We start from the raw sequence: 25,964 nt of genomic DNA, 5'->3' as shown, positions 1-25,964 counted from the left end.
ACACGACGACTCAAAGACTCGCTTGACCTCGCCCACTGGTATCCCGATTCCATAATCCTTGACCCGGATGTGCACATCCTTTTCATCTGTAGACAGCAATATTTCGATTGGAGCCGAGCTATACTTTAAAGCATTATCAAGCAAGATAACTAGTAGCTGGTTGATTTTTGCAAGGTTGGCATCAATCCAGATTTCTTTTTCATCTGTAAAAATAGTTATTTGACGATCATGTACAGGCTTGAAATGCGCTATTACCTGTTGACAGCAACCGATCAGCTCTATCCGTTCATACGGCTCGGGTTCTTTTTGCTGTGAGGAAGCCAAAGTCAGTAATTGCTGTGTCATCGTTCGCATGCGCTGAGTTTCTTCATAGATGGATTCAATGGATTCCTTATAGATGTCCTCGTCACGCGTGCCCCACCGCCGCAGCATGTTAGCATAGCCCTCAATGATCATTAATGTGGTATTGAGCTCATGCGATGCATCTGAGACGAATTGTTGCTGGCTTTGAAAGCTCTCTTCCAATCTGTCCATCATTCGATTAAAGGTCGCGGTCATTTGAGACAATTCATCTTGATTGTGAGTGCGAGCAGGGATTTTTTTGAACTTAAGGCTTCTTTCAATTTCCTGCATTGTCTGTATACTGCTCGAAATCGGAAGCAATATCGCATTCGCTAAAATCGTGCTGCCTACCAGACTAAGCAGCATAGCGCCTGTAGTTGAGGTGACCAAAATCGTATCTAAAATATTGAGATTATTTTCAAGCGCATCCCATTTTTCTACGATCTCCAGCGCTCCCTCCTGATTGCCTTCCGGTGAAAGCACTGGGAGATGAATTACTAAAATTTTATGACCCTGTACATCTGTCAGCTGTGAGCTTTGAGAAGGGTCAAAACGAATATCGCCCAGCTTAAAGCGGGACTGACGACTTACTTCATACAGAAGACGGGATTGCTGGTCAAAAACCCTCAGGATTGTGTCTCCTGAAAGCTCATCTTTCAACTCGGGTCCCCATGCATTTTTTAGAATCATCGCGGAACCGGTTTCGGCAATGATTTCAGTCCACTTATTTTGCAGCACTTCTCTTTCATTGCGAGTGGCGATTTTGACAAATAACAGATGAACGGTGACGTCCACAAACAGGAGAATGGTCATCACCAGAACCGAGCTGAGCAGAGTAATTTTGGTCCGCAGCTTCAATGGTCTTCCTCCCTGATGCAATACCCTACGCCACGCACGGTTTTAATCAGCTTTTTTTTGTAGCCATGGTCGATTTTTTTACGAACATATCGGATATACACATCGACTACATTCGTATCGCCGACAAAATCAAACCCCCATACGTCCTGAATCATTTGATCTCGCTGCAATACTTGATTTTTGTGCTCCATGAGGTAGTGAAGCAGATCAAATTCTTTGGGCGTCAGTTCGATTCTCCTTCCTTCCCGCACCACAGAACGTGTCTTGGGTTCCAGCATCAGGCTATCGACCTGAAGATACGGCGGCTTGTCCTCTTCTTGTGAAGAGGTAGCTTTGGGCTCCAATTGATGTCTCATACTGGCCCGCATCCGTGCTAATAACTCCTCGATTTCAAAAGGCTTCGTAATGTAATCATTTGCACCTTCATCCAGACCAGAAACCTTATCCGTAGTTGCGTTACGTGCAGTGACCATAATTACGGGCGTATGCTTGTCCACTTTTCGAATCTGCTTTAGCACCTCGACCCCGTTGATTTCCGGCAGCATCACATCCAAAATGATGATATTCCATGTGTGTTGCAAAGCCTTTTCTAATCCTTCTTTGCCCGTTTGAGCGATTTCAACTGCATATCCTTCGTGGGATAATTCCAATTGGAGTAACCTGGATATTTTCTCTTCATCATCAATGACCAGTACCGATTTTTTCACCGCAAAACCACCTAATTTCTATAGAAAAACTAATAAGTAATCGAAAAGACATTTATTTTTCATTTAATATAACTTTGTAATTCAATTTTTTGATGTTAAGGAGAAATTTATTCATGTTGAGCATTTTGCATAAATCCCAAGAGCGATTTCAAATCAGCAATATATAGTACTTTTAAGCGTTGGGAATCGAATGATGCAAAATGCTGATGTTAATTAATGTAGACTATGTTTTGTTTCACTGGGTCAATGAACTGGCTAATATACGCTGATAAAACCAAATACAGGCCGCCATCCAGCAGCCACTCATAAAATAGCCACCTACAACGTCGCTCGGATAATGCACGCCCAAATAAATACGGCTTGTCCCGATCGCTATAATCAGCAGGCTACTGAGCACAATCAGAAGGATACGGCCTAGCCTGGAAGGAACATGTCCCCACACTAAAAACGTCAACGCCGCATACATACTAAAAGCGGTCATGGAATGTCCGCTCGGAAAGCTGTACCCATTCGCTTCAATAATACGGTTAATTTCGGGTCTCGCACGCTGAAATAGCCATTTTAAAACCGCATTCAGCAGCGCCGATCCCAGCACAGCAATCGCCAAAAATAGCAGTTCTCTGCGGTGTCCCAATACTCTGTGCAGCACAAACATGGCGATTAAAATAATAATCACAACCGGAATTCCGCTGCCGATCATGGTGAAAAATTTCATTAGACGGGTCATGGCAGGCGACTCCAACTGTTGAATATTCGTAATGATTTTCTGGTCAAAATGCCGTACTTGATGGTCGCTAACCCATAATGCGATTAAACCGAAACCAAGCGCACATACTATACATGTGAGCAGGGCCAAGGATATAGGGAGCTTTGTTGATGTTTGTTTCATGTCTTGTTGGTCCTCCATGAGGTTCGTTTTGTGTCTTTACTTTACCCACATTTCTTTTATAATTTCACTAAAAGAATTAGCTTTTAGCGTAAAGCATGCTCAGATTTTTGGCAAAAGAACGCGCAGTCAGCCTGTGATATGAAATCAACTCTCCGTTACAGATCACATGGAACACACCGTAAGGTGTCGGAGATAATTCCATCAACTGTGAACGATCTTGTATATGCATGATTTTGGGCTGTACGCCTACCTTCTCTGCCGCTTCAATTATGTTTTGCGTGGCAACCTCCAAATAGGGGCATTGATGAGTTCGCAGGATGGTCAAGCCTTCATATCCGTCCGCATGAACAGCTCTCCATGCCTGTTCACCCGGCGCATACTCGATAAATCCTGCTGGCTTATTGTCTTTTCTTAACTCAGGAACATACTTCTCGTGCAATAGCAGCCGTCCTCCCTGATTTGATTTTCATACCATTCAATGGACGTGGTTGAAGTTTTCATATAGCCTCTCCCAACTTTAAGAATTAACTTATCCAATAAGGATTTCATAATGACTAAAATAACACAAGCGAATTGTCCACAATAAGCATAGAAAAAAGGATGCTACTCAAGCCTTATAACGGCTCGAATGGCATCCTGTTATTACAAATTACATACTACAAAATATAAACGCAATTTCCATATTAAACAAACATCATCTTCTTTTTAGGTTGGCGTAACTTCTCCAAGCTTAACCTTATCCTCTGCTTCCTCCGTTGGATAGCGTCTACGGAACCATAGCGACTGGAGCAGCAAAAAGGTACCACTTACCGTCCAGTATAACGGCATGGCAGCAGGCGCATTAAAAGAAAAAACAGCCATCATAATGGGCGAAAGATATCCCATGATCGCAAACTGCTTGCGCTGGTCAGCCGTCATTTGAAGCTGGGATAGCTTGGCCTGTGCCAAGTAAACGACTGCGACGAAGATTGCCAAAATCCAGTCCGGCTGCCCGAGTCGGAACCATAGGAACGAATGAGACGCCAATTCCGGGGTAAGCCGGATGGCTGTGTACATACCGCTCAATATGGGTAGCTGAATGAGAATAGGCAGACAGCCGATATTCAGCGGATTAAATTGATGCTCTTTGTAAAGTGACATCATCTCCTGCTGCATACTCTGCTGGCTGGCAGCATCCTTCTTATTTTCGTACTTCTTCTTAATTCGGTCTAAGTCGGGCTGCATAGCGCTCATTTTGCGCTTCATCCCCTGTTGAGCACGTGTTTGGCGCATCATAAGCGGTAGTAACGCCAGACGGACGATTAACGTCAATGACATGATCGCCAGTCCAAAGCTTCCGCCAAACCATTGCGCTAGTTGCTGAATAAGCCAGGATAGTGGGAACACCACATAATGATTAAAAAATCCGGGTGTCTGTGCATTAATCTCCGCAGCATTCGCGCCGCAGCCGGAAAGCAGCATAACCACCGCCAGCGCTACCATAATTCCGAATATCCGTTCTTTTTTACCCCAAAAGGTGAATCCCTTGAATCGTTTCATATGTTCCTCCTCGTTGATTGGCTGTGCCATCGTTCAACGAGGGAGAACAATCTGACGCGTCTTCATCCGGCGCTTCCTTCCGCCGGATATGACGTGCCAGCCGGACAGGCATGTCCTGCCCGCGGGCAGTTATCGGCATCAGCGGAGAAGCATGCGACCGCACGGCCCCGCCTTCTATCCAGCACTCGGGCACATTGCCGTGCAAATGAGCGAGATATGCGTAGGTTACCGTACACAGCAAGCCGATCGTAAATAAGTAGGGGAGCAGGTCCTGAAGCTCAAACAAGGGATTCACCTCCTTCGATTCGTTGCTACGATTATAGCACGAAACCAGGCAAGCGACTAATCTTTAAATAGAGATACAGGCTGGAAAAACCCTTAACGGATAGCAAGCATACGATTCAGTGCCAGCACAGCATCCTGTCTAACCTGATCGTTGACACGAATCACACCCACAGGCTCTCCACGGTCAATCTGCTCCATCGCCCACAGCAGATGTGGAAGATCAATCCGGTTCATCGTCAGGCAGGGACACATATCGGGATTGAGCGATTCAATCTGCTGTTCGGGGTACTGCTGCCGGATACGCTGCACGAGATTCATTTCCGTGCCAACGGCCCATTTTGTCCCCGGCTCTGCCGCATGGATCGTGTCGATGATGAATTTCGTGGAGCCTGCGCAATCTGCAAGCTGAACAACCTCATAAGAGCATTCGGGATGAACAATGACCCGGATGCTCTCGTCGCGCTCACGGATACGATGGATATTCTCGACCGTAAATTTTTCATGAACAGAGCAATGCCCTTTCCATAAAATAATTTTTACGGCTGCCGGGTCACGGTCCGACTCCAGTTGATCGGTCATTGGATTCCACACCGCCATTTCATTCAGCGGAATGCCAAGATCATAAGCTGTGTTGCGGCCCAAGTGCTGATCCGGCAAAAACAAAATGCGTTCCTTCTGCTTCAGCGCCCAGTCCAGCACTTGCTTGGCATTCGAAGAGGTCACCGTAGCCCCGCCATGTCTCCCCACAAAAGCTTTAATTTCTGCCGTGGAATTCACATAGGTCAGTGGGATGATCGTATCGCCCACCATCTCCTGCAAATGCTTCCACGCCCGTTCTGTCTGCTCCATATTCGCCATATCTGCCATCGAGCAGCCTGCTCGCATATCCGGCAGTACGACCGTTTGCCGATCCGTAGTCAGCATATCCGCTGTTTCTGCCATAAAATGTACTCCACAAAACACAATAAATTCTGCTTCCTGATTTTGTGCCGCCATTTGGGCAAGCTGAAGGGAATCCCCTGTTATATCTGCAAACTGAATAACCTCATCCTTCTGATAGTGATGGCCTGGAATAAGCAGCTTTTGTCCCCATTTTTGCTTCAATTGGGCGACACGCTGCTCCATATCAGCAACCGTCAGTGTCTTGTAGTACTCTGGCATGAGTCCACGATTTCCATGTAAAACGTCAAGCATAGACATTTGAATCCCTCCATTATCTCTGCGCTGTCTGCCCCGTCTTCCCACGAACAGACAAGCGCTGTGTGTACATATATGTTTACAAGTGTCTTGACACTTATATTTACACATGCCTACAATAATCTCAAGGCTTTTTGGATGGAATTATTTTTAGCAGGGGGAGATTAGCCATGATTTATCTGGACTACGCCGCTTCTACACCGATGTGTGACGAAGCTTTGAATATGTATAACACATTAAATAAGGAAATGTTCGGAAATGCCAGCAGCCTCCATGATGCAGGCGGTCATGCAGCTTATGCACTGGATTTTAGCAGACAACGGATCGCAGACATGATTGGAGGTCAAAAGGAAGGAGTTTATTTTACAACAGGGGGAACGGAGTCTAACATGCTGGCTGTACAGTCCATCCTGAACGGACTGCCACAGCATAAAAAGCACTGGATCATGAGCGCCCTGGAGCACCATTCGATGTACAATCTGGCTGCTTTGCTGGAGCGGCAGGGCTATGAGCTGACCATTGTACAGCCGGACAAGGAAGGTCGAATCACCCGTGATAATCTCTTACCTTATCTCAGAGAAGACACCGGGCTTGTATCCGTACAGCACGCCAACTCGGAAACCGGGCTTATTCAGGATCTTACCAACTTGTCTCCCCTGCTACGGGAACGAGGGATTGTGCTGCACAGCGACGCAGTACAAACCTTTGGGAACATTCCCATTGATGTAGCAGCCTTGGGGGTGGACGCTATCTCTATATCAAGCCATAAAGTGTATGGTCCCAAGGGTGTGGGGGCGGTATTTCTCAGGCCGGGAACGCCGTGGCGCCCAGTGTATCCTGATACACTGCATGAAAACGGGTTTCGCCCCGGAACGGTCAACGTTCCTGGCATTGCGGCGTTTGTTGCGGCAGCGGAAATGATGACAAAACAAATGGAGCTACATCAGGAACGATACGCTAGGTTAAGACAGTATTTTTTCACCAAAATTCAGGAAAGATCAATTCCATTGCGTTTGGCCGCACAGGAAAACAATAAGATTGAGAGACTCAGTCATATACTGGGATGTTTTTTTCACGGTTATGAGGGACAATATGTTATGCTGGAATGTAACCGTAGCGGTGTCTGTATATCCACCGGAAGCGCCTGTTCCGCCGGACATCATGAGCCTTCTCCTGCCTTGCAAGCGCTTGGGGCATCCAGTCGTGAAGCATTGCAATTTATCCGTATTTCCTTCGGAAAAACGACAACCGCCGGGGATCTGGATGTGTTGGTGGATATTTTAACAGACCTGACAAGCAGACAAGAAAGGAGCTTATCCCGTTGACTGAACCTTTAAAACGGATGGGCACGGAACGCCGCGAACAGCTACTGCTGTGGCTTAAGAGCGAGTCCCCGCTGACCGGGAGCGAGCTGGCACGCAGGGCTTCCGTCTCCAGACAAGTAATCGTACAGGATATTTCCCTGTTAAAAGCTAGCCAAGAGCCTATTCTTGCGACGAGCCAAGGATATATTTATATGGAGCCTGCGGGCCAGGCCGCTCCCCCGGCCTCACGTATTATCGTGTGCAAGCACCGACCTGAACAGACAGAAGAGGAACTAAAGATGATCGTCGACTATGGCGTAAGTGTACAGGATGTTATTGTGGAGCATCCCGTATACGGTGATCTGACTGCTCCCATTCGGGTCGGAACCCGCAAGGAAGTGGACGATTTTATTCGCAAAATCAGCTCCACCCAAGCGATTTATCTGTCCCAGCTGACCGGAGGTATTCACCTTCATACCTTGCATGCCCCTGATGAAGCTAAAATTAATGAAGCCTGTGCCGCATTGGAGAACGCTGGTTTTCTAATGACGGACTAGCTTACAGTGTTATAGCAGATACTATGTAACCCCTGTCTCGCATGTGGAGCGTACTCTGCGCTCCGGTGGGGGCGGCTTTAGCCCTAAAATTATGCTCATTAAAAAGTAAAAATCCCGGCCCCCTCATAAAAGGGAATCGGGAACGGATTACGTCAGCTTAATTTCGAGCAGTTCGTATTTGATGACAGCCATGGGTGCATTCACATGAACGATACTGCCTACTTCTTTACCCAAAAGTTCCTTTCCTAGAGGGCTTTCGTAGGAAATTTTATTATCCAGCACGTCCGCCTCAGCAGGACTTACAATTTTGTACTCCATCTTCTCAGAAAATTCGATGTCATTCAGAATGACTGTCGATCCGATACTAACGGTTCTAAGATCCAAACTGCTCTCATCCACGACCCGAGCTTTGGTCAGCATCTTCTCCAATATGATAATCCGGGTTTCCATAAACGCTTGGTCGTCCTTCGCTGAGTGATACTCACTATTTTCTTTCAAATCGCCGTAGCTGATAGCCAGCTTAAGCCGTTCGGCGAGTTCCTTGCGTTTTACGGTCTTTAGTTCCTTAAGCTCATCCTCCAGCTTGGTCAAACCCTCTTTAGTCAACAAAACTTCTTCATTCGACATATTTTATCTACAACTCCTATTTCAGCATTTTGCATCATTCGATTACCAACGCATTTGGCTTTCTTTATTGTAGTTTACTCTATATTGAGCCAACATGCGAAAAGAAATTACAGGGTGATAGGAGTCGGGTTCACCCAGACAGGGTTATTCTTACAGTAACCAACGCTTTCTGATTCGCATATCATATGAATATAACGGCATTTTGAATGAGCACGTGCAGTTCCGTTGTCCTTGTCCCGCAATGGCAAGGACAACATATGGCGGGAGGAAGATTCAATGACTTCCTTAGGAAAGAATGGAAACCAAAATCGCAATCAAAAATCCAAATCATCCCCTAACCCCAACGGACAAAAGAAAAATGGGTTAAATAGTAACTCGGCTATCTTCTCCGCCCTGCATGGAAAAAATGTGGAGATCATCGTAGCAGCCCTGTTATTAACAGGAAAGCTACATGTCGATTCCGTTACTTTATACAGACAAGCAACGCTGCTTGTGGGATTAACGGGAAAATACAAAACATTAGCAGCAGACCCTTCCAACGTTGATAACATGGTGAAATTTTTAAATGATAACGGGAATATGACGCTGGATCAAGTGATACAAGCCTTTCAAAAGAAAATGCAAAAGTAATATGCCGATTACGAAAGGGGTTATTTGTGGTGAGTGAGCTTGCGCCAAGTGAGTTTGATGGAGAGCATTTTGCAGAGTTTGTTATCATTACAATTCTGATTGTTTTATTCTTCTTTGGCTCCACCGATATAGACAATCTCTCGACTCAACCAACCCAATCTTAAATGGGCAGGTCCCCGTTTCCGGGGGCTTTATTGTAATAATACCGATATACACTAGGAGAAGCGATGGTCAGACATAGGAGCAACAGCCTGAATAAAAAAAAGAGCATCTATTGACTCTGTAAAGTCCATAGATGCTCTTACGATTTAACGGTCCTTCACTTCAACGATTATCGTTTTGCCAAAAGTTTCTCCTGAGGCATTGACGAGCTCGGCCCGATACTCATAAGTGCCCGATTTGCGGCCTTGGATATCTGTGACTGCGCTTTGAGCCTGCGGCGTTTGGTTTGGCAGCTCTTGCGTGTCGATCAGCTCGCCATTTTCATATAAATTGTATTGGATCGCATTCGTGCCCCACCACATGCTCATAGCAACAGTGTAATTGCCGTCACCATCCCAGTTGTTGTGAGACAGCACCGGAATTCCGGGCGAAGCATCGGTCACTTCGACGGTTAACGGATCACTAACCGTTTTACCGGAAGCGTTGATCAGCTCGGCGGTGTACGTATAAGTGCCATTTGCCTTGCCCGTTACCGGGATGACTGCTTTCTGTGCCCCGGGGGAGGCGGATTTCAACGGTTGAGTCCCGATCAGCTCGCCGTTTTCATACAGCTTGAGTTCATCACCGTTCGTACCCCACCATAGATTCATGGTGATATTATAATCGCCGTCCTTCAATCCGGTATTCTGCCCGTTATCATGGGACAGTACAGGTTTGCCAGGCACTTCGCCTGCAACAGCTTTCTGGACTGTAACGGTTACTGGATTGGATACGATGGTTTTACCGTCCAGGGTTACGCTAGCCGTAATTTCGGCGCTCCCCTCTTTTTCTGCCTTAATTTGTCCATACGTATCGAGGGTAACAGACTCATGACTGCTGGCATACTGAACGGAAGCATGACTTAAATCCGCTTTGCTGCCATCTGTGAGCGTACCACTGAGATGTGTTACTGCTGTATCCCCAACATTAAGGGTTGTTTGATCCAGCGAAAGCTTCACTTCTTGCAATGCCGCCCCTGCCTGAGCTGTAAAATCATCAAGACCACGCGGTTTTAACTGGTAATTCCCTTTGAAAATCGCTGAAATTCCCTTGATCTTCACTTGCTGTCCTTCTTGATATGGAAAAGAGGTCCGTGTTACGCCTGTACGTGCATCCACACGCACATGGTGGCTTACCTCGCCGGACACCGCATCAAATTCTAACGAACCGACGGGAGTCGCGTCTGCTACATTACGAATGATGGCTTGTGGAAGCTCGACCAACTGCCCTTGGTTTGCATCGCTTAGTTCGGTGATCTGTAGAGCTTCCGGAAGCTGTCCTTCTCCTGTTTTTTCAATAGCCACCGGATCGGTCAGCTCCAGCTCGCCGTTATACAGCGCCAGGGTTGCCGTAATCTTCACCTGATCGCCTTGGTGAAAACCGCTTTGGTTTTGATATACATAAATACCGCCGCTTTCATCCTGCATATAAAAGGCTTGACCGCCATATGCACCCGGCTCGGTCGTCACCGTACCTGCCAGTGTAACCACTTTGCCAGCCGGGAGGCTCCGTGCTTCTGCAACACGGATACGAGCCGGAACGGTATTCCCTTCCTCAGGCAACGGCTGGGCCGGAACATCTGCCAGCACGACCGATTGGGTTAACAGGTTGCTGCCGTTTTGTCTCAGCCTAAGACTGGCCGAACCACTGGTTCCCGGCTTAATCCGTACGGTGAGGTCTTTGTAGGCATGTCCCTTGCTGTCGGACTCCAAGCTGAATGCTCCGCTATAGCCGTACGAGGTCGGCCAGGTGCCATCCTGGTTTTGAATCTGGGCTACCTGATTGCCGCCCGCTACATAAATGCCTGCACTGAATCCACTAATCGTGGTATTCGGAGCCAGTTGGTCCGCAGTAATTCGAATTTGAAAAGGCTCTGCATTCGGCAGCTGATCCTGACGAACGATGCTGTAAACAGGCTGCGTACTGGCCGTAGAGCTACCATAGGCTCCGGGCTTATACGTCTGCTGATCCCACCACTTGTAGCCTGCTGCGGGAGCGGACCAAGGCTCGGCTTGTGGCTCCGTCGAAGCCTGCGGCTCCTCAAAAGGCAGCAGTGCTGTCGGCTGATCAAGCTGCAAGCTTTTCAAATCCGTCAGACTGGTGTAGTTCTCCTTCTTGGATAGCCAATCGACGATATTAACCAGCAACACGGCATCATCCTGCTCCTTAAAGCCGTGATACGTCGTCTTCTTGGTTCCTGTCTCTTCGCGCAGATATTTTGGCGTCGCATCTTCAACAGGAGATGAGTCCCCCAGAAAGGCAGCTTTACCGAGTCCTACTTTGGATACGGCTGCATAGGGTCCTTCCGGTATGCCGCCTCCGTTATAGACGCCCTGATCTACCGCGTTACCCCAAGCCTGATTGGTTTTAGGGAGATATACGATCCCTTTGGCTTTCGCCGGGTCGATAATCGCCAGTGTTGATCCCGCATGCATGGCTACATTGCTTACGCCCGCTGTAATGCCGAACGCCTGCGCAGGCTCGACAATCTGATTGGCGGTAATATCGCCTAATGCATTGTAGCGAAAACGCACACCAAACTGGCTCCCCAGCCAATCCGAGCTGACTACGCCCTGCATCGCTGCCGAGCTTCTTTCTTCCGCGCTCATTCCCTTGGCAGGATCTTCCCATGCTCCGCGACGGTAGCCGTTAATACTCTCTGATCCGTCCCAACGGTTCTTGTTGCGGTCCGCATTATAATGATCTCCAATGAAGAAAATACTGTTGCCTGCTTTGGCATACTGCTCCATCGCAGCCTGTTCGCTTTGTTTGAAAGGAATATTCGGCTCTGCCGTCACAAATACATCATAATCCTTCAGATCATTGTAAGTAATGGGCGTAGATTTGCGAAGCTCATGCACATCATAGCCGTTGCTTGCAAGGGCTTGGCCAAAGTCTGAAAATCCGCCATCAATCACCCAGTCTGCCGCACCGGCTGTCTGTCCGTGTGTATTATCGAACAACACTTTTTTGCCAGCGTTTTCATTAACCACCTTGGCGGCGATAAAAGGGGCCGGATCAGCCGGACCTTCTGCCGATGCCGGTTGTATGCTGCTCACAGCACCAGCGTACAACGACAAAGTGAACACCATAGCAGTTGCGTATTTGAAGCTGCGGGATGCAAAAAGACGAATGATTCCCAATTCTTATTCCTCCTGTTTGTTAGTTTGCGTCCCCGGTTGATGGGGAACCAAGTATAAATTTTAGCATTCATTTATGTTCGGACATGCAAAGTTTTGTAAATTAGTTTCCATCTCTATATGGAAAATGGCTCTTGGATTCATGCAAAATGCTTTGAATGTTTATGAATAATGAACAGGGAGAAAATTCCAATAAAAAAGATATACGGTATGCAGCAATGTGAGCACCGCAAACAGGATTTTGCCTGTGGCTCTACCTCTCCTTTCCCTCGTAATCAGCTTTGCACCATTCACGATCAATACCCATACAGCAATGAGCGCTGAAATCAGTGGGAGCGTACAAATCCCCCAGATATACCAGGCCGGATAGCCATATACAATCTGACTATTTCCATAAATAAACTGTACGCCGAGAAAAATCGTATTCAGTAACGTGATGAATGCAAGGGTTGAAGAAATGTGGGTTTTATCTTTGCGGATAGATCTTATTGCATACCTTACGACCCAAATCAGCAGGGTTGTGATAAAAAACAAGGAGGCAGCAGCGTAGTTGACAAGCAGCGTCCAGGTACGGTGCCAAAGTGTCGTCTGCTTCATGGTCTTGCTATCCGGGGCGACCATCATCCATGTACCGTTTTGCGGATACAGCAAAATTTTAAGCTGGCCCCCCTTTTCCACAAACAGCCCATCGCCTGCTGCTTGAAAAACTTTGTTCGTTGCTTCATTTTCATTCGGGTACACACCGTTAACAATTAACGTATGATCATCTTGAATCTGAACGGTGTATTTAATGCTTCCCAGCATCCGAATCCATTTCCCCCACCCATGAACGGGGTTCACATTCACCTGATATACGCCCTCGATCTCTGGCGGAAGCTTCACTTGGGTAGCAGAAGGAGCCAGTGACTGAGAATCGGCCTGCGGCTCTGCGGGCAGCATTTGGGCTATCGCATTTATGACTTCTCCATGAAGCAGAGTGTCCGTGTCAGCCGTATTGATGGTCACAAAAATACCAATCTTTTGAGACGGAATCAGTACCATTTCGGAAATAAAATCATCAATTTCCCCGGTAGCCCACAGTATGGGTACACCCGTCTCCAGTTGGCCACGGAAAAATCCGTAGCCCACACCATCCAGACGTGGATCTGCTGCAAATTGCTGTGTATGCATGGCTTTTACCGATTGGGGCTGGAGTACCGCTTTTCCTTCATACTTGCCTTCGTTTAAATGAGTAATCAGATAATGTGAAAATTCGTTGGGTGTGATGCTCAACGCTCCTGCTCCCGGCAGATTAATATACGAAAAAGGCTGTTTCAAATAAGCTCCATGTTTCCACCGATACGATTGAGCCAGTGCCGGATTATTTAGCGGCAAATCCAGTGTCGCGCCAGGCATATTCATCGGCTGGAACAGATGTGTACGGAGGTAATCATTCAGTCCCTGACCGCTTACTTGCTCCACTATATTACCGACCAGACCGTAGGCGACATTACTGTAATCAAACTGAATTCCGGGCTCGCGAATGGGCGGCTGATTTTGAAAATAAGTGCTGAGATACTGCTCTGTAGGCAAAGAGCCTGCCTTGGTCGAGCTGTTAATGCCGTACAGCGCTTCGTCCAATCCCGAGGTATGTGTCAAAAGCTGATGCAGATTAAAAGACTGATTTTGGTATTGCGAAGCTTTATAGCTGTGGAGATAGCTGTTCACGTCTTCATTCAAATCAAGCTTGTTTTGCTCGACCAGTTGCATCGTTGCGCTTGCACTAAATGATTTGGTTAGAGAGCCGACACGAACAATGGTCTTCCCCGGGTCGAATGCCATTTTCCGCTCCAGGTCTGCATATCCATACCCTTTACTAAAAAGTATTTGGTCTTCTTGGGTCACGACGACGGCAGTCCCCGGAATATGCAATTTTTCCAATTTTGTGTTCATGATGTGATCCACTGCTTTTTCCAATGAATTTGGCGTTATGCTGCCTGCTGCCCCTGCCGGAGCAATGAGCAGATTCCAGAGAAACAACGATGCTATGAATGCGGATAGGCAACAAATGCCTTTATTCTTCATGTGAAGTACCATCCTTACGTATGAAGTTGGCTTCTTGATTGAACGGTGCGGTGATTGCATAGCGGAGCAGATTTTTTTACTCGGATTCGGAGCCATCAGCATGGCGCTATGGAATCATCGCACTTCCCATAGGGGGAGTGCAGATGATAGAGCGAATCCTGATCGAATCGCGTAAGCAGTAGACTTCTTACATGTTCGATCAGGATTCATGGGTTACAGATTAAAAATTAGTGAACTCCAGTCAAATCAACGACCGTAGATTCTCAAGAATTATGATGTGCCAAATCTTGTGCCATGTCTTTGTCCATGTTCCGGGTTATGTTTTGTATTGCAGCACGGATACTTTTTACATTTTCCTCGATAAATCCGGGTTCAAGCAGTTCATAATGATTCCCAATCAAGCTATGCTCTTCATAGCTTCCTTGTGTAGCGTCTTTCCATAAAAGTCGATTGTCTCCGGTTCCCCTAACTGTTTCCGATCCGACAGCAACAAAGCCGTGAATATTCGCCCGAACCGTCTCTGTATTCAGGAGCTGGTTACCATACACCGCGTAAGCGATCATTTTACGCTGGTACGTTTCATTCAACAGCTCACGGTAGGATTCGGGAACCTGTTCCAGCATGGCATGAATTTCGTGCTCTGTTTCTTCGACTGTGAAGGATAGGGCTTCCGTCCTTTTGACCGAATCGAGCATCAAAATGTCAGATACAGCATGACCTTGACGCTCCAGTGTGTCGGCAACCTTATGCGCCAGATTACCGCCTATGGAATAACCAAGCAGCACATACGGACCTTGCGCTTGTGTGCTGATGATCAAATCAACATACCGTGCCAACATTTCCTGCTCATCCGCAGCATCATCTACAAACTCCAATCCATACACAACTGCGTCCTGATCCAGTTGTTTCGCAAGCTCCGCGAACGACAGCCCGTATCCAAGCATAGGCGGAAAGCAGAAGATGGAGACAGGACCGTGTTCATTCAACCGAATGATTGGACTATCTGCCTTGGATTGCAAATCCGATTTCAATAATGCGAGCGCCTGCTCTTCTATGGTCGGGAACTCCAGAACACTGCGGATTGGAAGCTCGATGTCTGTGGCAAGGTGAATTTTGCGTACAAGCTCCAGCACTTTCAAGGAATGTCCCCCCAGCGTGAAAAAGTCATCGTGGATACCCACTTGCGGGATTTCGAGCACTTCCTGCCAAATGGCTGCCAGCAACTGCTCCACATCGGTTCGCGGTGCGACATATTCTATACCCGTGTGCAGCGCTTTGTCCGGTACAGGTAAAGCTTTGCGGTCGATTTTGCCGTTTGTCGTCAGCGGAAACCGATCCAGCTGTACAAATGCGGATGGAATCATATAGCTCGGCAGACTGGCCGACATCACAGCTCGAATCTCACGGATGGTCAGCTGTTCATCGGCAGTAAAATAAGCACATAATTGCTGCTGGCCTGCTCCATCCCGCAAAGCGATAACAACGCTATCCCGCACGGACGGTACACTTGCCAGCCGCGCCTCCACCTCGCCTAGCTCAATCCGGTAACCGCGAATTTTAACCTGTTGATCAATCCGTCCAGCGTATTCCAGCATGCCGTCTTCACGCCAGCGAACAAGGTCTCCCGTACAGTACAGGCGATCTCCGTCCACCCACGGGTTAGCAAGAAATCTCTCAGCCGTCAGCTCAGGACGGTTCAGATAACCGCGTGCAACTCCGTCTCCGCCGACAACCAGCTCGCCCCAGGCTCCGACCGGCTGCAGGTTAAATGACGAATCCACAACATACGCCGTCGAATTGCGGATGGGACGTCCGATCGGCACAGAATCCAGCTGTTCTTCCGTAATGTGGTACGTCGTCGAAAAGGTTGTATTTTCCGTTGGCCCATAGCCGTTAATGATGTTCATGTCCGGATTATCACGCAGGACCCGGTTAATATGGGGCGCAGACAAAACATCACCACCAACCAGCAAATACTTCACATCGCCGAAAAGCTTACTGTCCTGCTGCGAAAGCTGATTAAATAACGGTGTAGTCAGCCACATCATGGTGACGCGATGATCCCGTATCGTCTCTTTAAGCTTGGCCGCGTCCAAAAGATCATCCTTATGCACGAGAACAAGCTGACCGCCGTTCAGCAGCGCACCCCAAATTTCAAACGTAGATACATCGAATACAAACGCGCAAGTCTGCAGCATGCGGGTCGATTCATCAAATGGCACATAATCCGTATTGCGGACCAGGCGCACGACACTTTGATGCTCAACAACGACGCCCTTAGGCTTGCCTGTCGAACCTGAGGTATAAATGACATAAGCAGCATGATGACCAGCTCCATCCATCCCCAGATTGGAATGATCCGTACTGTAGGACGTATCATCATCCAGATTGACAATCTGTCCGTCAAAATAGCAACGATCCAGTAAATCCTGCTGAGCCAGCAGCAGCTTGGCTCCCGAGTCCTCCAGCATATAACGGATACGGTCCTCCGGATATTGAGGGTCTACCGGCACATACGCGCCTCCAGCCTTCAAAATAGCGAGTGTTCCAGTAATCATATCCAGCGAGCGCTCCGTCAGAATGCCAACCGGTTCATCGGGCTTCACCCCTGCATCCCGCAGCGTATGCGCTAATCGGTTGGCTGTCTCATTAAGCTCCCGATAGGTCAATGATTGATGACCCAAAGCTACGGCAATATGATCCGGCGTGCGCTCAGCCTGCTCCTCAAACAGTTTTTGGATCGTCTGATTCCGTGGATATGCAGAGGCAGTGTCATTAAACTCTCCTGTAATCTGTTGTTTTTCCGCCGCTGTAACCAGTTCCAGCTCTTCTACACAAACATTCGGGTTAAGCAAAATTTGCTCCAGCAGATTCACAAAATGTCCATGCAGACGCTCAATGTCTGTTTGATCAAAGCTTAACGCGTTATACATAAAACGAATCTTTATGCATTCTCCCGGCATAACGACGAGGTTCAGATCGTAGTTGGTCTGCTCTGCAGCCACCACGTTGGAAATCGGGAATGCATCCTGCCCGTCACTTCCCAGCTCCTCGACCTGCTCCTCCACCGGATAATTTTCAAACACCATAATATGGTTAATTAAATCCTGCTTCTGGTCGGTCAATGCCTGAATTTCAAACAGTGGATACGTATCATACGCATGAGAAGCCAGCGCCTGCTCCTGCATTTTCTTCATAACTTCTGCAAAAGATTCCCCTGCCTCGCAGCGAATGCGAACGGGAATGGTATTAATGAACAAGCCGATAATATCCTCGACCCCGATAATATCCGATGGACGACCTGAGACAACACTGCCAAATACGACATCACTGTGGTTGTTATATTTTTGCAGCACAATCCCCCATGCGGTTTGTAATAACGTATTCATGGTCACCTGATACCGCTTAGCCGTCTCCTCCACCCGGAGGGTCAGCTCACGCTCCAAATCCGTCGCCCAATCGCTGGCCGTGTAGCCTTCACTCTTGCGACCGGATTTTACAGCTGGTAGTGCTGTTTGCTGCTCATACCCAGATAAATAGCTGCTCCAGTAGTCGGCTGCCGCCTTGCCATCCTGTGCTTCCAGCCATTCAATAAAGCTGCTGTACGGCACTGCCGGTGCCAGCTCTGGCACTCTGCCCTCCTGAAGTGCTGCATAGCTTTCAAACACTTCTTTATTTATAAGGGACAGACACCAGCCGTCCATGACGATATGATGGAAGCTCCATACAAAATGATAGCTGTCTTCTCCGGTACGTAAAATCGCTACACGCAGCAGGACATCCCGACGCAGATCAAAGCCCCGTGTTTTATCTTCCAACTCGAAGTTTTTCACCCAGGTATCCCTTGTATCCGCATCCAGCTTGTGTAAATCTTCATATTGAAAGCCGCAATCCCGACTTCGATACACTACCTGCAACGGTTCCGTATCCCGACCAAAATAAAAATGTGTACGCAGCGCCTCATGTCGCCGAACCAGAATATTCAGGCTTTCTGCAAAAGCCTGAATGTCCATCCGACCTCGCATATCATAAGAAACCTGCTCAAAATACGCGTCATTCGCGGCTGCTTGACTATCCAGCTGGCTGTGAAACAGCATCCCTTTTTGCATCGGGGTCAGTGCATATACATTGTCGACCTTACCCGCAGCACCCATTTCAGATAACAGGCTGTCCAAGCCCTCCACACTCATTCCTTTATAGGAAATATCACTTGGGGTCAGCTCCGGGTGTTCTTTATGGATGCAATGCGTCAAAATTTCACGTAGACTCGATTCCAGTAATTTCGCCAACCGCTCTATCGTCTCTGGTCGATAGCTGGTACGGCTATAGCTAATCGTCAGACCCAGCTGACCTCCCGAAATGATGCCGCCAAAATCCAGCGTATACGTCCGAGCCATGGTCGGGCTCAGCGGCATGCCCCCACTATAAGGGGATGACTCCAGATCATTTCCCTTCATATCCTGATCAAATTGTCCCAAATAGTTAAAGCTGATTTCGGGATCTGTCGTAAATAGGGCTGAAGATGCCTCCGGTGCCTGTGTCTGGCGGTCGGCTAAATATTTCAGTACACCGTAGCCGATCCCTTTTTGCGGGATGCCGCGCAGTCCTTCCTTCACATGCTTAATCCGTTGCGAAAGAGCAATTTCTTCCGGCATATTAAGCAAAACAGGATATTGGCTTGTAAACCACCCTATTGTTCGGGTAATGTCTACCTCAGGTAAAATAGCTTCGCGTCCATGCCCCTCCAGATGGATCAGGAAACGCTCATATCCGCTCCACGCTTGCAATGCCATCCCTACCGCTGTCAGCAACAGATCGTTAACCTCGGTGTGGTAGGCACGATTGGCCTGCTTGAGCAGCTGCTCTGTCTCCGCACTTGTCCATACAGCGGTAACCGACTCACTGACACCAATCAACGGCTTTTCGTGCTCATGATACCCGTAATCCTGCGGCAAGGGAGCCAGCTCGGCTTGTGCAAGCTCCTCCCAGTACGAGCGCTCACGTTCCATGGCTGGGCTATTGGCATAAGCGTACAGCTGCTGGGCCCACGTTTGGAACGAATCCGTTTTATGAGGCAACTGAATTACCTGTTCTCCCTTGGAGGCTTGATCATAAGCAGTCGCCAAATCCTCGAATAAAATGCGCCAGGATACCCCGTCCACCGCCAAATGGTGAATCACGACCAGCAGATGATCTCCATCCGGGCAACGGAACAGCCCCAGCCTCATGAGCGGCCCTTCGCTTAGGGAAATGCCGGATTGAATTTCATTGCAATTGGCTTCAACCATCTTCGCCAAATCGCCCTCGTTTACTTCGCTGTCCCTATAATCAAAGATTTCCAGATGGTATGGTTCGCCTTCCTCTATACCACGATTCCATGCCGTATACCCGTTCTCCGACGAACGAAAAACCATACGCAATGCATCATGGTGCGATGTAATCTGGTTGAGCGCCTGCCGAAGTGCCTGTTCATCGTAGCCTTCTTGTCGATAAAGCATGACAGATTGGTTAAAATAGTGCGGCTCTGCTGTGGGCTGTTCAAAAAACCAGCGCTGAATCGGTGTAAGCAAAACAGAACCTGTAACCTCTCCCTGCTCTGCTATTCGGTTAACAGGCTGAATGAATTTGCTTAGTCCCGCAATCGTCGGGTATTTGAACAAGTCCTTCATTTCCAGCTTGTATCCAGCCTGAAACAATCGGGACGATACTTGAATGGCCTTGATGGAGTCGCCACCCAGATGGAAAAAGTTATCCTGTATGCCCACTCGCTGAATTCCAAGAATTGCCCCCCAGGCGGTAGCCAGTGCTTGCTGAACATCCGTCTCGGGTGCCACATAATCCATGCCTGTATCAACTTTATGCTCCGGTGCAGGCAGAGCCCTGCGGTCTACTTTACCATTCAGCGTCAAAGGCAGTCTGGAAAGCTGCACAAAGTAGGAAGGCACCATATAGCCAGGCAGATCCTGCGACAAAACGTTACGTAAGTCGCTGGCGCTCAAGTCGCTGTCTGTTACAAAATAGGCACACAGCTGTTTTTGCCCGTTATCGTCCTGCCGTACGGTAACAATCGATTCCTTCACTCCTGCAATCGTGGACAAACGGGTTTCTATTTCACCCAGCTCAATGCGGTAGCCGCGAATTTTGACCTGCTCATCCATTCTTCCCTTGTACTCCAGCACGCCATCTGCACGCCAACGCACTAAATCGCCTGTTCGATAGCAGTGCTCCCCGGGCCGGAACGGACTTTCTATAAACTTTTCCGCCGTGAGCTCCGGCCGATTCAGATATCCACGTCCCACACCATCACCACCGACGATCAGCTCCCCCCAGGCTCCAATCGGCTGCAGCTTCAACGAACGATTGACCACATATGTGGTTGAATGATCAATCGGACGCCCAATGGGAATAGCTTGGGTTTGCGGTTCTGTAATGTCATAGATGGTGGAAAAGGTGGTGTTCTCCGTCGGCCCATAAATATTGGCCAAACGAAGCTGCGGGTGCTCCTTCAGCACACGATTGACGTGTGGTATGGACAACACATCACCACCCACAAGCAATTCCTTCAGGGAGGAAAACACTCCAATAGCTTGCTGTGAATGCTGATTGAATAAAGCCGTGGTCATGAACATGGTGTTAATACGATACTTGTCAATCGCCTGTTTGAGCTTGGCGGCGTCCAAAATAGTGTCATGACTTACCACATACAGTTGACCTCCGTTCAGCAGCGTTCCCCAGATTTCAAACGTGGAGGCATCGAACACAACTGCACCCATTTGCAGCATACGCGTATTTTCGTCAAGCGAGGCATAGCTTTTGTTTTTCACCAAACGCACGACATTGCGGTGATCGATCATCACGCCCTTCGGCTTGCCTGTCGTACCCGAGGTGTAGATCACATACGCAAGATCCGAGGAAGATCCCCCCGTTGAAATCGCAGCTGATTCATCCACATGAGCGTAAAGTTCAGATTCGCTACTCCATCGTTGTTCATCACTCAAATCTATGATCGGAATGCCTGGTTCAAAAGGAACCTGCTCACGTCGCTGTGAAAGTAACAGCCTAGCACTGGAATCCTCCAATAAATAACGAATACGCTCCTCAGGATATTCGGGATCAATGGGAACGTAAGCCCCCCCGGCCTTCAAAATCGCCAGCATACCCACGATCATTTCAATGGAGCGCTCCGCCATAATCCCTACTCGCTGTATCTCTGGCTCGGAGCCGCGCCGTATACCATGGGAAGCGAGTATACGTGCCAGACGGTCGGAGCGTTCTTTCAGTTCGCGGTAGGTGAGCTGTGTGTCCGCAAAGGTGACGGCCAGCCGATCCGGTGATTGTGCGGCCTGTTCCTCGAACAGCACATGCAGCACTTGATCACGTGGATACGGATAGTCTGCTACTGTATCGTTGAATTGCATTACAATCTGCTCTTTTTCTTGGGACGAAACCATTTCAATAGCCGAAAGAGCGATATCCGGCTGTTCTATCACCGCATGGATAAGCTGCTGCAAATGTACAGCCAGTCGTTCGATGGTTTCCCGTTTGTACAGCCGGGTTCCGTATTGAAGACCGCAGGCAATTTGCTCCCCATCCTCCATCGCGAACAGACTCAAATCAAATTTCGCGGTATTTTGTTCACTCGGATAGAGTGTCAATTGCAAGCCTTCCAGCTGCTGCTCCTTTTGCTCCAAGTTTTGCAGAGCAAACATGGTATCAAATAACGGATTACGGCTTAAATCTCGATCCACGCCCAGCTTGTCCACCAGCACTTCAAACGGATAATCCTGATGTTCAAATGCCTTCAGCGCGTTTTCCTTGACCTCCAATACATAATCGCGGAATGTCTTACCACCTTCCGGATAATTGCGGATTGCCAGTGTATTCACAAACATCCCGATCAGGCTACCAAGATCAGCATGGGGCCGCCCCGCAATCGGCGAACCGACGATAATATCCTCCTGCCCGCTGTAGTGGCTAAGCAAAGACGTATAAGCAGCCAATAGCACCATATACAATGTTGATTCCGTCTGCACCGCAATGCTTTTTAAACCTTCGCTCTGTCGTTGATCGAGCGTAAATTCCAGCACATCTCCTTCAAAGCTTCTCACCGCCGGGCGCGGATAATCGGTCGGTATATCCAGCACGGGTAGCTCTCCCGCGAAGGTATTCAGCCAGTAGCTTTCCTGCTGCTGGTAACGTTCACTTTGCTGCTGCTCCTGTTGCCAGGCGGCGTAGTCCTTATACTGAATGCGCAGCGGTGGCAGCGTGTCACCTGCATATAAACGGATGAAGTCCTGAATCAGCACATTTATAGAGGTACCGTCCGAAATGATGTGATGCATATCCAGCAGTAAAATATAATGCTCTGGATCTGTTTCAATCAAACCGACTCGGAATAGCGGAGCCTGTCCAAGATCGAACGGCTGGACAAAGTCGCGTACCAGCTCATCCGTCTCCTTAGGGTCAGCTCCGTGGGCATGAATCAACTCCATACGAAAAGGAACCTCGTCATGTACTCGCTGGACAGGTTCACCGTTCATGGTCTCAAAGCTTGTACGCAATGTTTCATGGCGGTCAATAAGCTGGCGGAACGCATTATCCAGTGCCTTATGATCAAGTGAACCTGTCAGTGCCAGAGCACCAGGGATGTTATAGCTAATTCCCGCTCCATCAAGCTGATTGAGGATATACATCCGTTTTTGTGCCGAGGATACCGCATAAAATGGCTTATTCTCCGTAACAGGTATGGATTCATAGGCGGTTTGCTCCAGCGCTTCAATCACCTGCGCAAGCTGTTCAATCGTCGGGTGCTGAAACAGGTCCTTTAGCTGCACATTTTTATGCAATTCCTTATGAATAAGTGATATAACATGTGTCGCCCGCAGGGAGTGCCCTCCTGCTTCAAAAAAGTTATCCTTAATCCCGATGCGGTCAAGCTCCAGCACATCTTTCCAGATACTCACCAGTTGTACTTGTAATTGATTTTGAGGAGGTACATATTTTGCGCCTGAGCTTACACTTCCCTCCGGCTGTGGCAACGCCCGGCGATCCACCTTGCCGTTGGGTGTCAGTGGCAATTGCTCCAGCTGCACAAAATACGACGGCACCATGTAGCCCGGCAGCTCCTGGCTCAAAGCGCTACGCAGCTCACTTGCCGTTACATCCTCATGGGTCACCACATAAGCGCAGAGTTGCTTTTGCCCCTGCTCATCCTCACGTGCAATCACCACCGCTTCTCGCACCGACTCCAGCTGTAACAGCTGCGCTTCCACCTCGCCCAGCTCGATCCGATAGCCCCGGATTTTCACCTGGGCGTCGATCCGTCCCTTGTATTCCAGCGTCCCGTTCGCATTCCAGCGCACCAGGTCGCCTGTGCGATAGCAGCGTTCTCCGCTGCGGTACGGGCTGTCGATGAACTTTTCTGCCGTCAGGTCCGGGCGATTCCGGTATCCACGTGCCACCCCGTCACCGCCGACGATCAGCTCTCCCCATGCCCCGACAGGCTGAAGCTGCATCGAACGGTCTACGACATACGCCGTCGAGTTATGGATCGGGCTGCCGATCGGCACCGATTCTGATTGCACGCCAGTAATCGCATGCGTCGTGGAGAAGGTTGTATTTTCCGTCGGGCCGTAACCATTTATGATCCGCAGGGAAGGATGAGCCTCCAGCACCCGGTTAATATGCGGGACGGACAGCACATCACCGCCGACCAGTAGCTCCCGTACCCCCTCAAACAGTTCCAGGTCCTGCTGGGACAGCTGGTTAAAGAGCGGCGCTGTCAGCCACATCGTGGTAATGCCATGGCTGCGAACAGCTTCCTTGAGCTTCGGCGCGTCCAAAATGACATCCTGACTCACCAGCACCAGCTGTCCACCATTCAATAGCGCACCCCAAATTTCGAAGGTGGACGCGTCAAAGACAACGGCCCCGGTCTGCAAAATGCGCGTCTCAGCATCCAGTTGCGCATAGTTTGTATTTTTCACCAGACGTACGACGTTACGGTGCTCTACCATAACCCCTTTCGGCTGGCCTGTCGTCCCTGAGGTGTACATGATGTATGCCAAGCGATCAGCAGCAGTTGCCTTCGCTTGTTCTTCTGCTGCGTAGGTCTGACGTACCTGTTCTGCTTGTTCTGATTGCGTAGCTTCTGGTTGCATGGCTTCTGGTTGTGTGGATGTAGTAGAAGCAAGCTCAGGACTAGCGGAAATGGAATAGAGCGGGTTTAAGCAATCTACATATCCGATGCCAGCTATGTCAGCATACGTCTCGTTATCGTTCGGCAAAACCGGATCGAAACGATCAGCATCATTCGTTCCATAGATTGCGGAATCGCTCAGGTCAAGCACAATTCCCTGGAAATCAGCGGGCCGATGCTCCATTCGCTGCACTAGCAGTAGGTTTGCACCGGAATCCTCCAGCAAATAGCGCACGCGTTCATCCGGGTAATCAGTGTCAATCGGCACATAGGCCCCGCCTGCTTTGAGAATCGCGAGCATACCGACGATCATCTCGATCGAGCGTTCAGCCACAATACCGACAGTCTGCTCGGTGCAGATTTCCTGCTTACGTAATGTACGAGCCAGACGGTTGGCTTTTTCATTCAATTCTCCATAGGTCAGGCTGTCTTTTCCGAACACTACCGCCACCTGCTGCGGTGCCTGCTTCGCCTGTTTCTCAAACAACTCATGAATGGACGCATGCCGCGGATAATCCACAGCTGTATCGTTGAAGGTATAAACCAGTTGCTCCATTTCTTGCTCTGACAGCACTTGTGCTGTGGAAATTGCCAGCTCTGGCTGATGCAGAACAACGCTGTACAACCGCAACAACTGCTCAACAAAGCGTTCAATCGTCGCCTCATTATAACGGTGGCTACTGTAATTCAGATTCAGGGAAACCGCTGCGTTTTCCCATTGAAATTGAAAATCAAGCTCAGACTGTACATGATTCGAAAAATCGGAAATATGGATATTTCGCAGGGACACCGTGGTGTGAATAATAGGCTGTTCATCCTCGTTACGTGGAATTTCAAGCCCCTCGGTATAGTTCCAAAAAGGTATATTTTGGTGCTCAATCGCTTCGCTGACAGAGGTTTTGATTTGAGACAGCAAGGCTTTGAAGGTCGTTGTGGAATCCAGCGTGTTTTTCAGTATAAGCAGATGATTGATCGGCTTTATAGCACCGTTGCCAGACTTGGCTACCGGAATGCCCAGCAGCACACGTTCCTCACCTGTGTATTTATGTAACAGGCTTTCTACTCCAGCAAGCAGCACCATAAACACTGCCCATGGAGCGCCACCTGTTATAGACAATATTCGCCCGGAAATTTCAGATGGAAATGTGAGCGTATACGTATGGGAATTTAAATTCGTTGAAGTTGCATCCTTGGACACGTTGTTGGTGTATGGAAGGCAGATGATATGATCCTCAGATTCCAGCTTATGACTCCAGTAATTTTTTTCCTTCTCAAATAAGGCTTTCAATGACATCCCTCCTGCTTCATGGGGTCTGTACCCCGGTTGGAATGGTGCGTTGTTACGTAGATGAGCGTTGTGTTGGAAAAATAATACTTTGCAGGCAAGGGCAGTCGGACAAGCCGCCGCCCTCTGCACACGCAAAGT

15 protein-coding genes are annotated in these 25,964 nt (G+C 48.7%); 4 read left to right on the top strand and 11 right to left on the bottom strand.

Annotated elements, in window-relative coordinates; genetic code table 11:
• The 7 genes from QD47_RS29940 to nadA form a co-directional block, all read right to left on the bottom strand.
• The coding region (locus QD47_RS29940; protein WP_044649537.1) for a sensor histidine kinase at window positions 1-1,200 on the bottom strand (1,200 nt) is incomplete at its 3' end.
• On the bottom strand, window positions 1,197-1,907 hold the full coding sequence (locus QD47_RS29935) for a response regulator transcription factor (RefSeq protein WP_044649536.1): 711 nt from the start codon (window positions 1,905-1,907) through the stop codon (window positions 1,197-1,199). The genes QD47_RS29935 and QD47_RS29940, both read right to left, overlap by 4 nt.
• Before the next feature lie 235 nt (window positions 1,908-2,142).
• Window positions 2,143-2,796, bottom strand: a complete 654-nt coding sequence (locus QD47_RS29930; RefSeq protein WP_044649535.1) for a phosphatase PAP2 family protein — start codon at window positions 2,794-2,796, stop codon at window positions 2,143-2,145.
• Between the two features lie 76 nt (window positions 2,797-2,872).
• Window positions 2,873-3,235: a thioredoxin domain-containing protein gene (locus QD47_RS29925; RefSeq protein WP_052647044.1), complete on the bottom strand. Its 363-nt coding sequence runs from the start codon at window positions 3,233-3,235 to the stop codon at window positions 2,873-2,875.
• 266 nt (window positions 3,236-3,501) lie between these two features.
• The gene (yidC, locus tag QD47_RS29920; protein ID WP_044649534.1) at window positions 3,502-4,335 is read right to left on the bottom strand and encodes a membrane protein insertase YidC; all 834 of its coding nucleotides are present in this window, start codon (window positions 4,333-4,335) and stop codon (window positions 3,502-3,504) included.
• Complete coding sequence (locus QD47_RS29915) at window positions 4,301-4,630, bottom strand: hypothetical protein (protein ID WP_235332410.1); 330 nt, start codon at window positions 4,628-4,630, stop codon at window positions 4,301-4,303. Before QD47_RS29915 ends, yidC begins: the two co-directional genes overlap by 35 nt.
• An 83-nt stretch (window positions 4,631-4,713) precedes the next feature.
• Window positions 4,714-5,820, bottom strand: coding sequence for a quinolinate synthase NadA (gene nadA, locus QD47_RS29910; protein ID WP_044649532.1), 1,107 nt, complete (start codon window positions 5,818-5,820; stop codon window positions 4,714-4,716).
• 167 nt (window positions 5,821-5,987) lie between these two features.
• Between nadA and QD47_RS29905 the strand changes: the two genes are divergently transcribed.
• Complete coding sequence (locus QD47_RS29905; protein WP_044649531.1) at window positions 5,988-7,142, top strand: IscS subfamily cysteine desulfurase; 1,155 nt, start codon at window positions 5,988-5,990, stop codon at window positions 7,140-7,142.
• Window positions 7,139-7,678: a transcription repressor NadR gene (locus QD47_RS29900; RefSeq protein ID WP_044649530.1), complete on the top strand. Its 540-nt coding sequence runs from the start codon at window positions 7,139-7,141 to the stop codon at window positions 7,676-7,678. Before QD47_RS29905 ends, QD47_RS29900 begins: the two co-directional genes overlap by 4 nt.
• 147 nt (window positions 7,679-7,825) lie before the next feature.
• Here the strand turns inward: QD47_RS29900 and greA are convergent, their stop codons facing one another.
• Window positions 7,826-8,305, bottom strand: coding sequence for a transcription elongation factor GreA (gene greA / locus QD47_RS29895; protein ID WP_044649529.1), 480 nt, complete (start codon window positions 8,303-8,305; stop codon window positions 7,826-7,828).
• Window positions 8,306-8,581: 276 nt separating this feature from the next.
• Here greA and QD47_RS29890 point away from each other — a divergent pair, with 276 nt between their 5' ends.
• Window positions 8,582-8,935 carry a hypothetical protein gene (locus QD47_RS29890; protein WP_044649528.1) on the top strand — a complete coding sequence of 118 codons (354 nt, stop codon included), beginning with the start codon at window positions 8,582-8,584 and terminating at the stop codon, window positions 8,933-8,935.
• Window positions 8,936-8,964: 29 nt separating this feature from the next.
• Window positions 8,965-9,099 carry a hypothetical protein gene (locus tag QD47_RS33845; protein WP_268794287.1) on the top strand — a complete coding sequence of 45 codons (135 nt, stop codon included), beginning with the start codon at window positions 8,965-8,967 and terminating at the stop codon, window positions 9,097-9,099.
• 144 nt (window positions 9,100-9,243) lie between these two features.
• Here QD47_RS33845 and QD47_RS29885 read toward each other — a convergent pair whose 3' ends face one another.
• From QD47_RS29885 to QD47_RS29875, 3 genes are all read right to left on the bottom strand, one after another.
• Window positions 9,244-12,279 carry a chitinase N-terminal domain-containing protein gene (locus QD47_RS29885; RefSeq protein ID WP_044649527.1) on the bottom strand — a complete coding sequence of 1,012 codons (3,036 nt, stop codon included), beginning with the start codon at window positions 12,277-12,279 and terminating at the stop codon, window positions 9,244-9,246.
• Window positions 12,280-12,438: 159 nt separating this feature from the next.
• The gene (locus QD47_RS29880) at window positions 12,439-14,340 is read right to left on the bottom strand and encodes a serine hydrolase domain-containing protein (RefSeq protein ID WP_044649526.1); all 1,902 of its coding nucleotides are present in this window, start codon (window positions 14,338-14,340) and stop codon (window positions 12,439-12,441) included.
• Between the two features lie 263 nt (window positions 14,341-14,603).
• A complete protein-coding gene (locus tag QD47_RS29875) occupies window positions 14,604-25,826 on the bottom strand; it encodes a non-ribosomal peptide synthetase (RefSeq protein ID WP_044649525.1) in 11,223 nt (3,740 codons plus the stop codon).
• Window positions 25,827-25,964: the final 138 nt, after the last annotated feature.

Source organism: Paenibacillus terrae (assembly GCF_000943545.1).
GTDB classification, from domain to species: Bacteria; Bacillota; Bacilli; order Paenibacillales; family Paenibacillaceae; genus Paenibacillus; species Paenibacillus terrae_A.
This window is presented reverse-complemented; position numbering and strand designations above follow the sequence as displayed.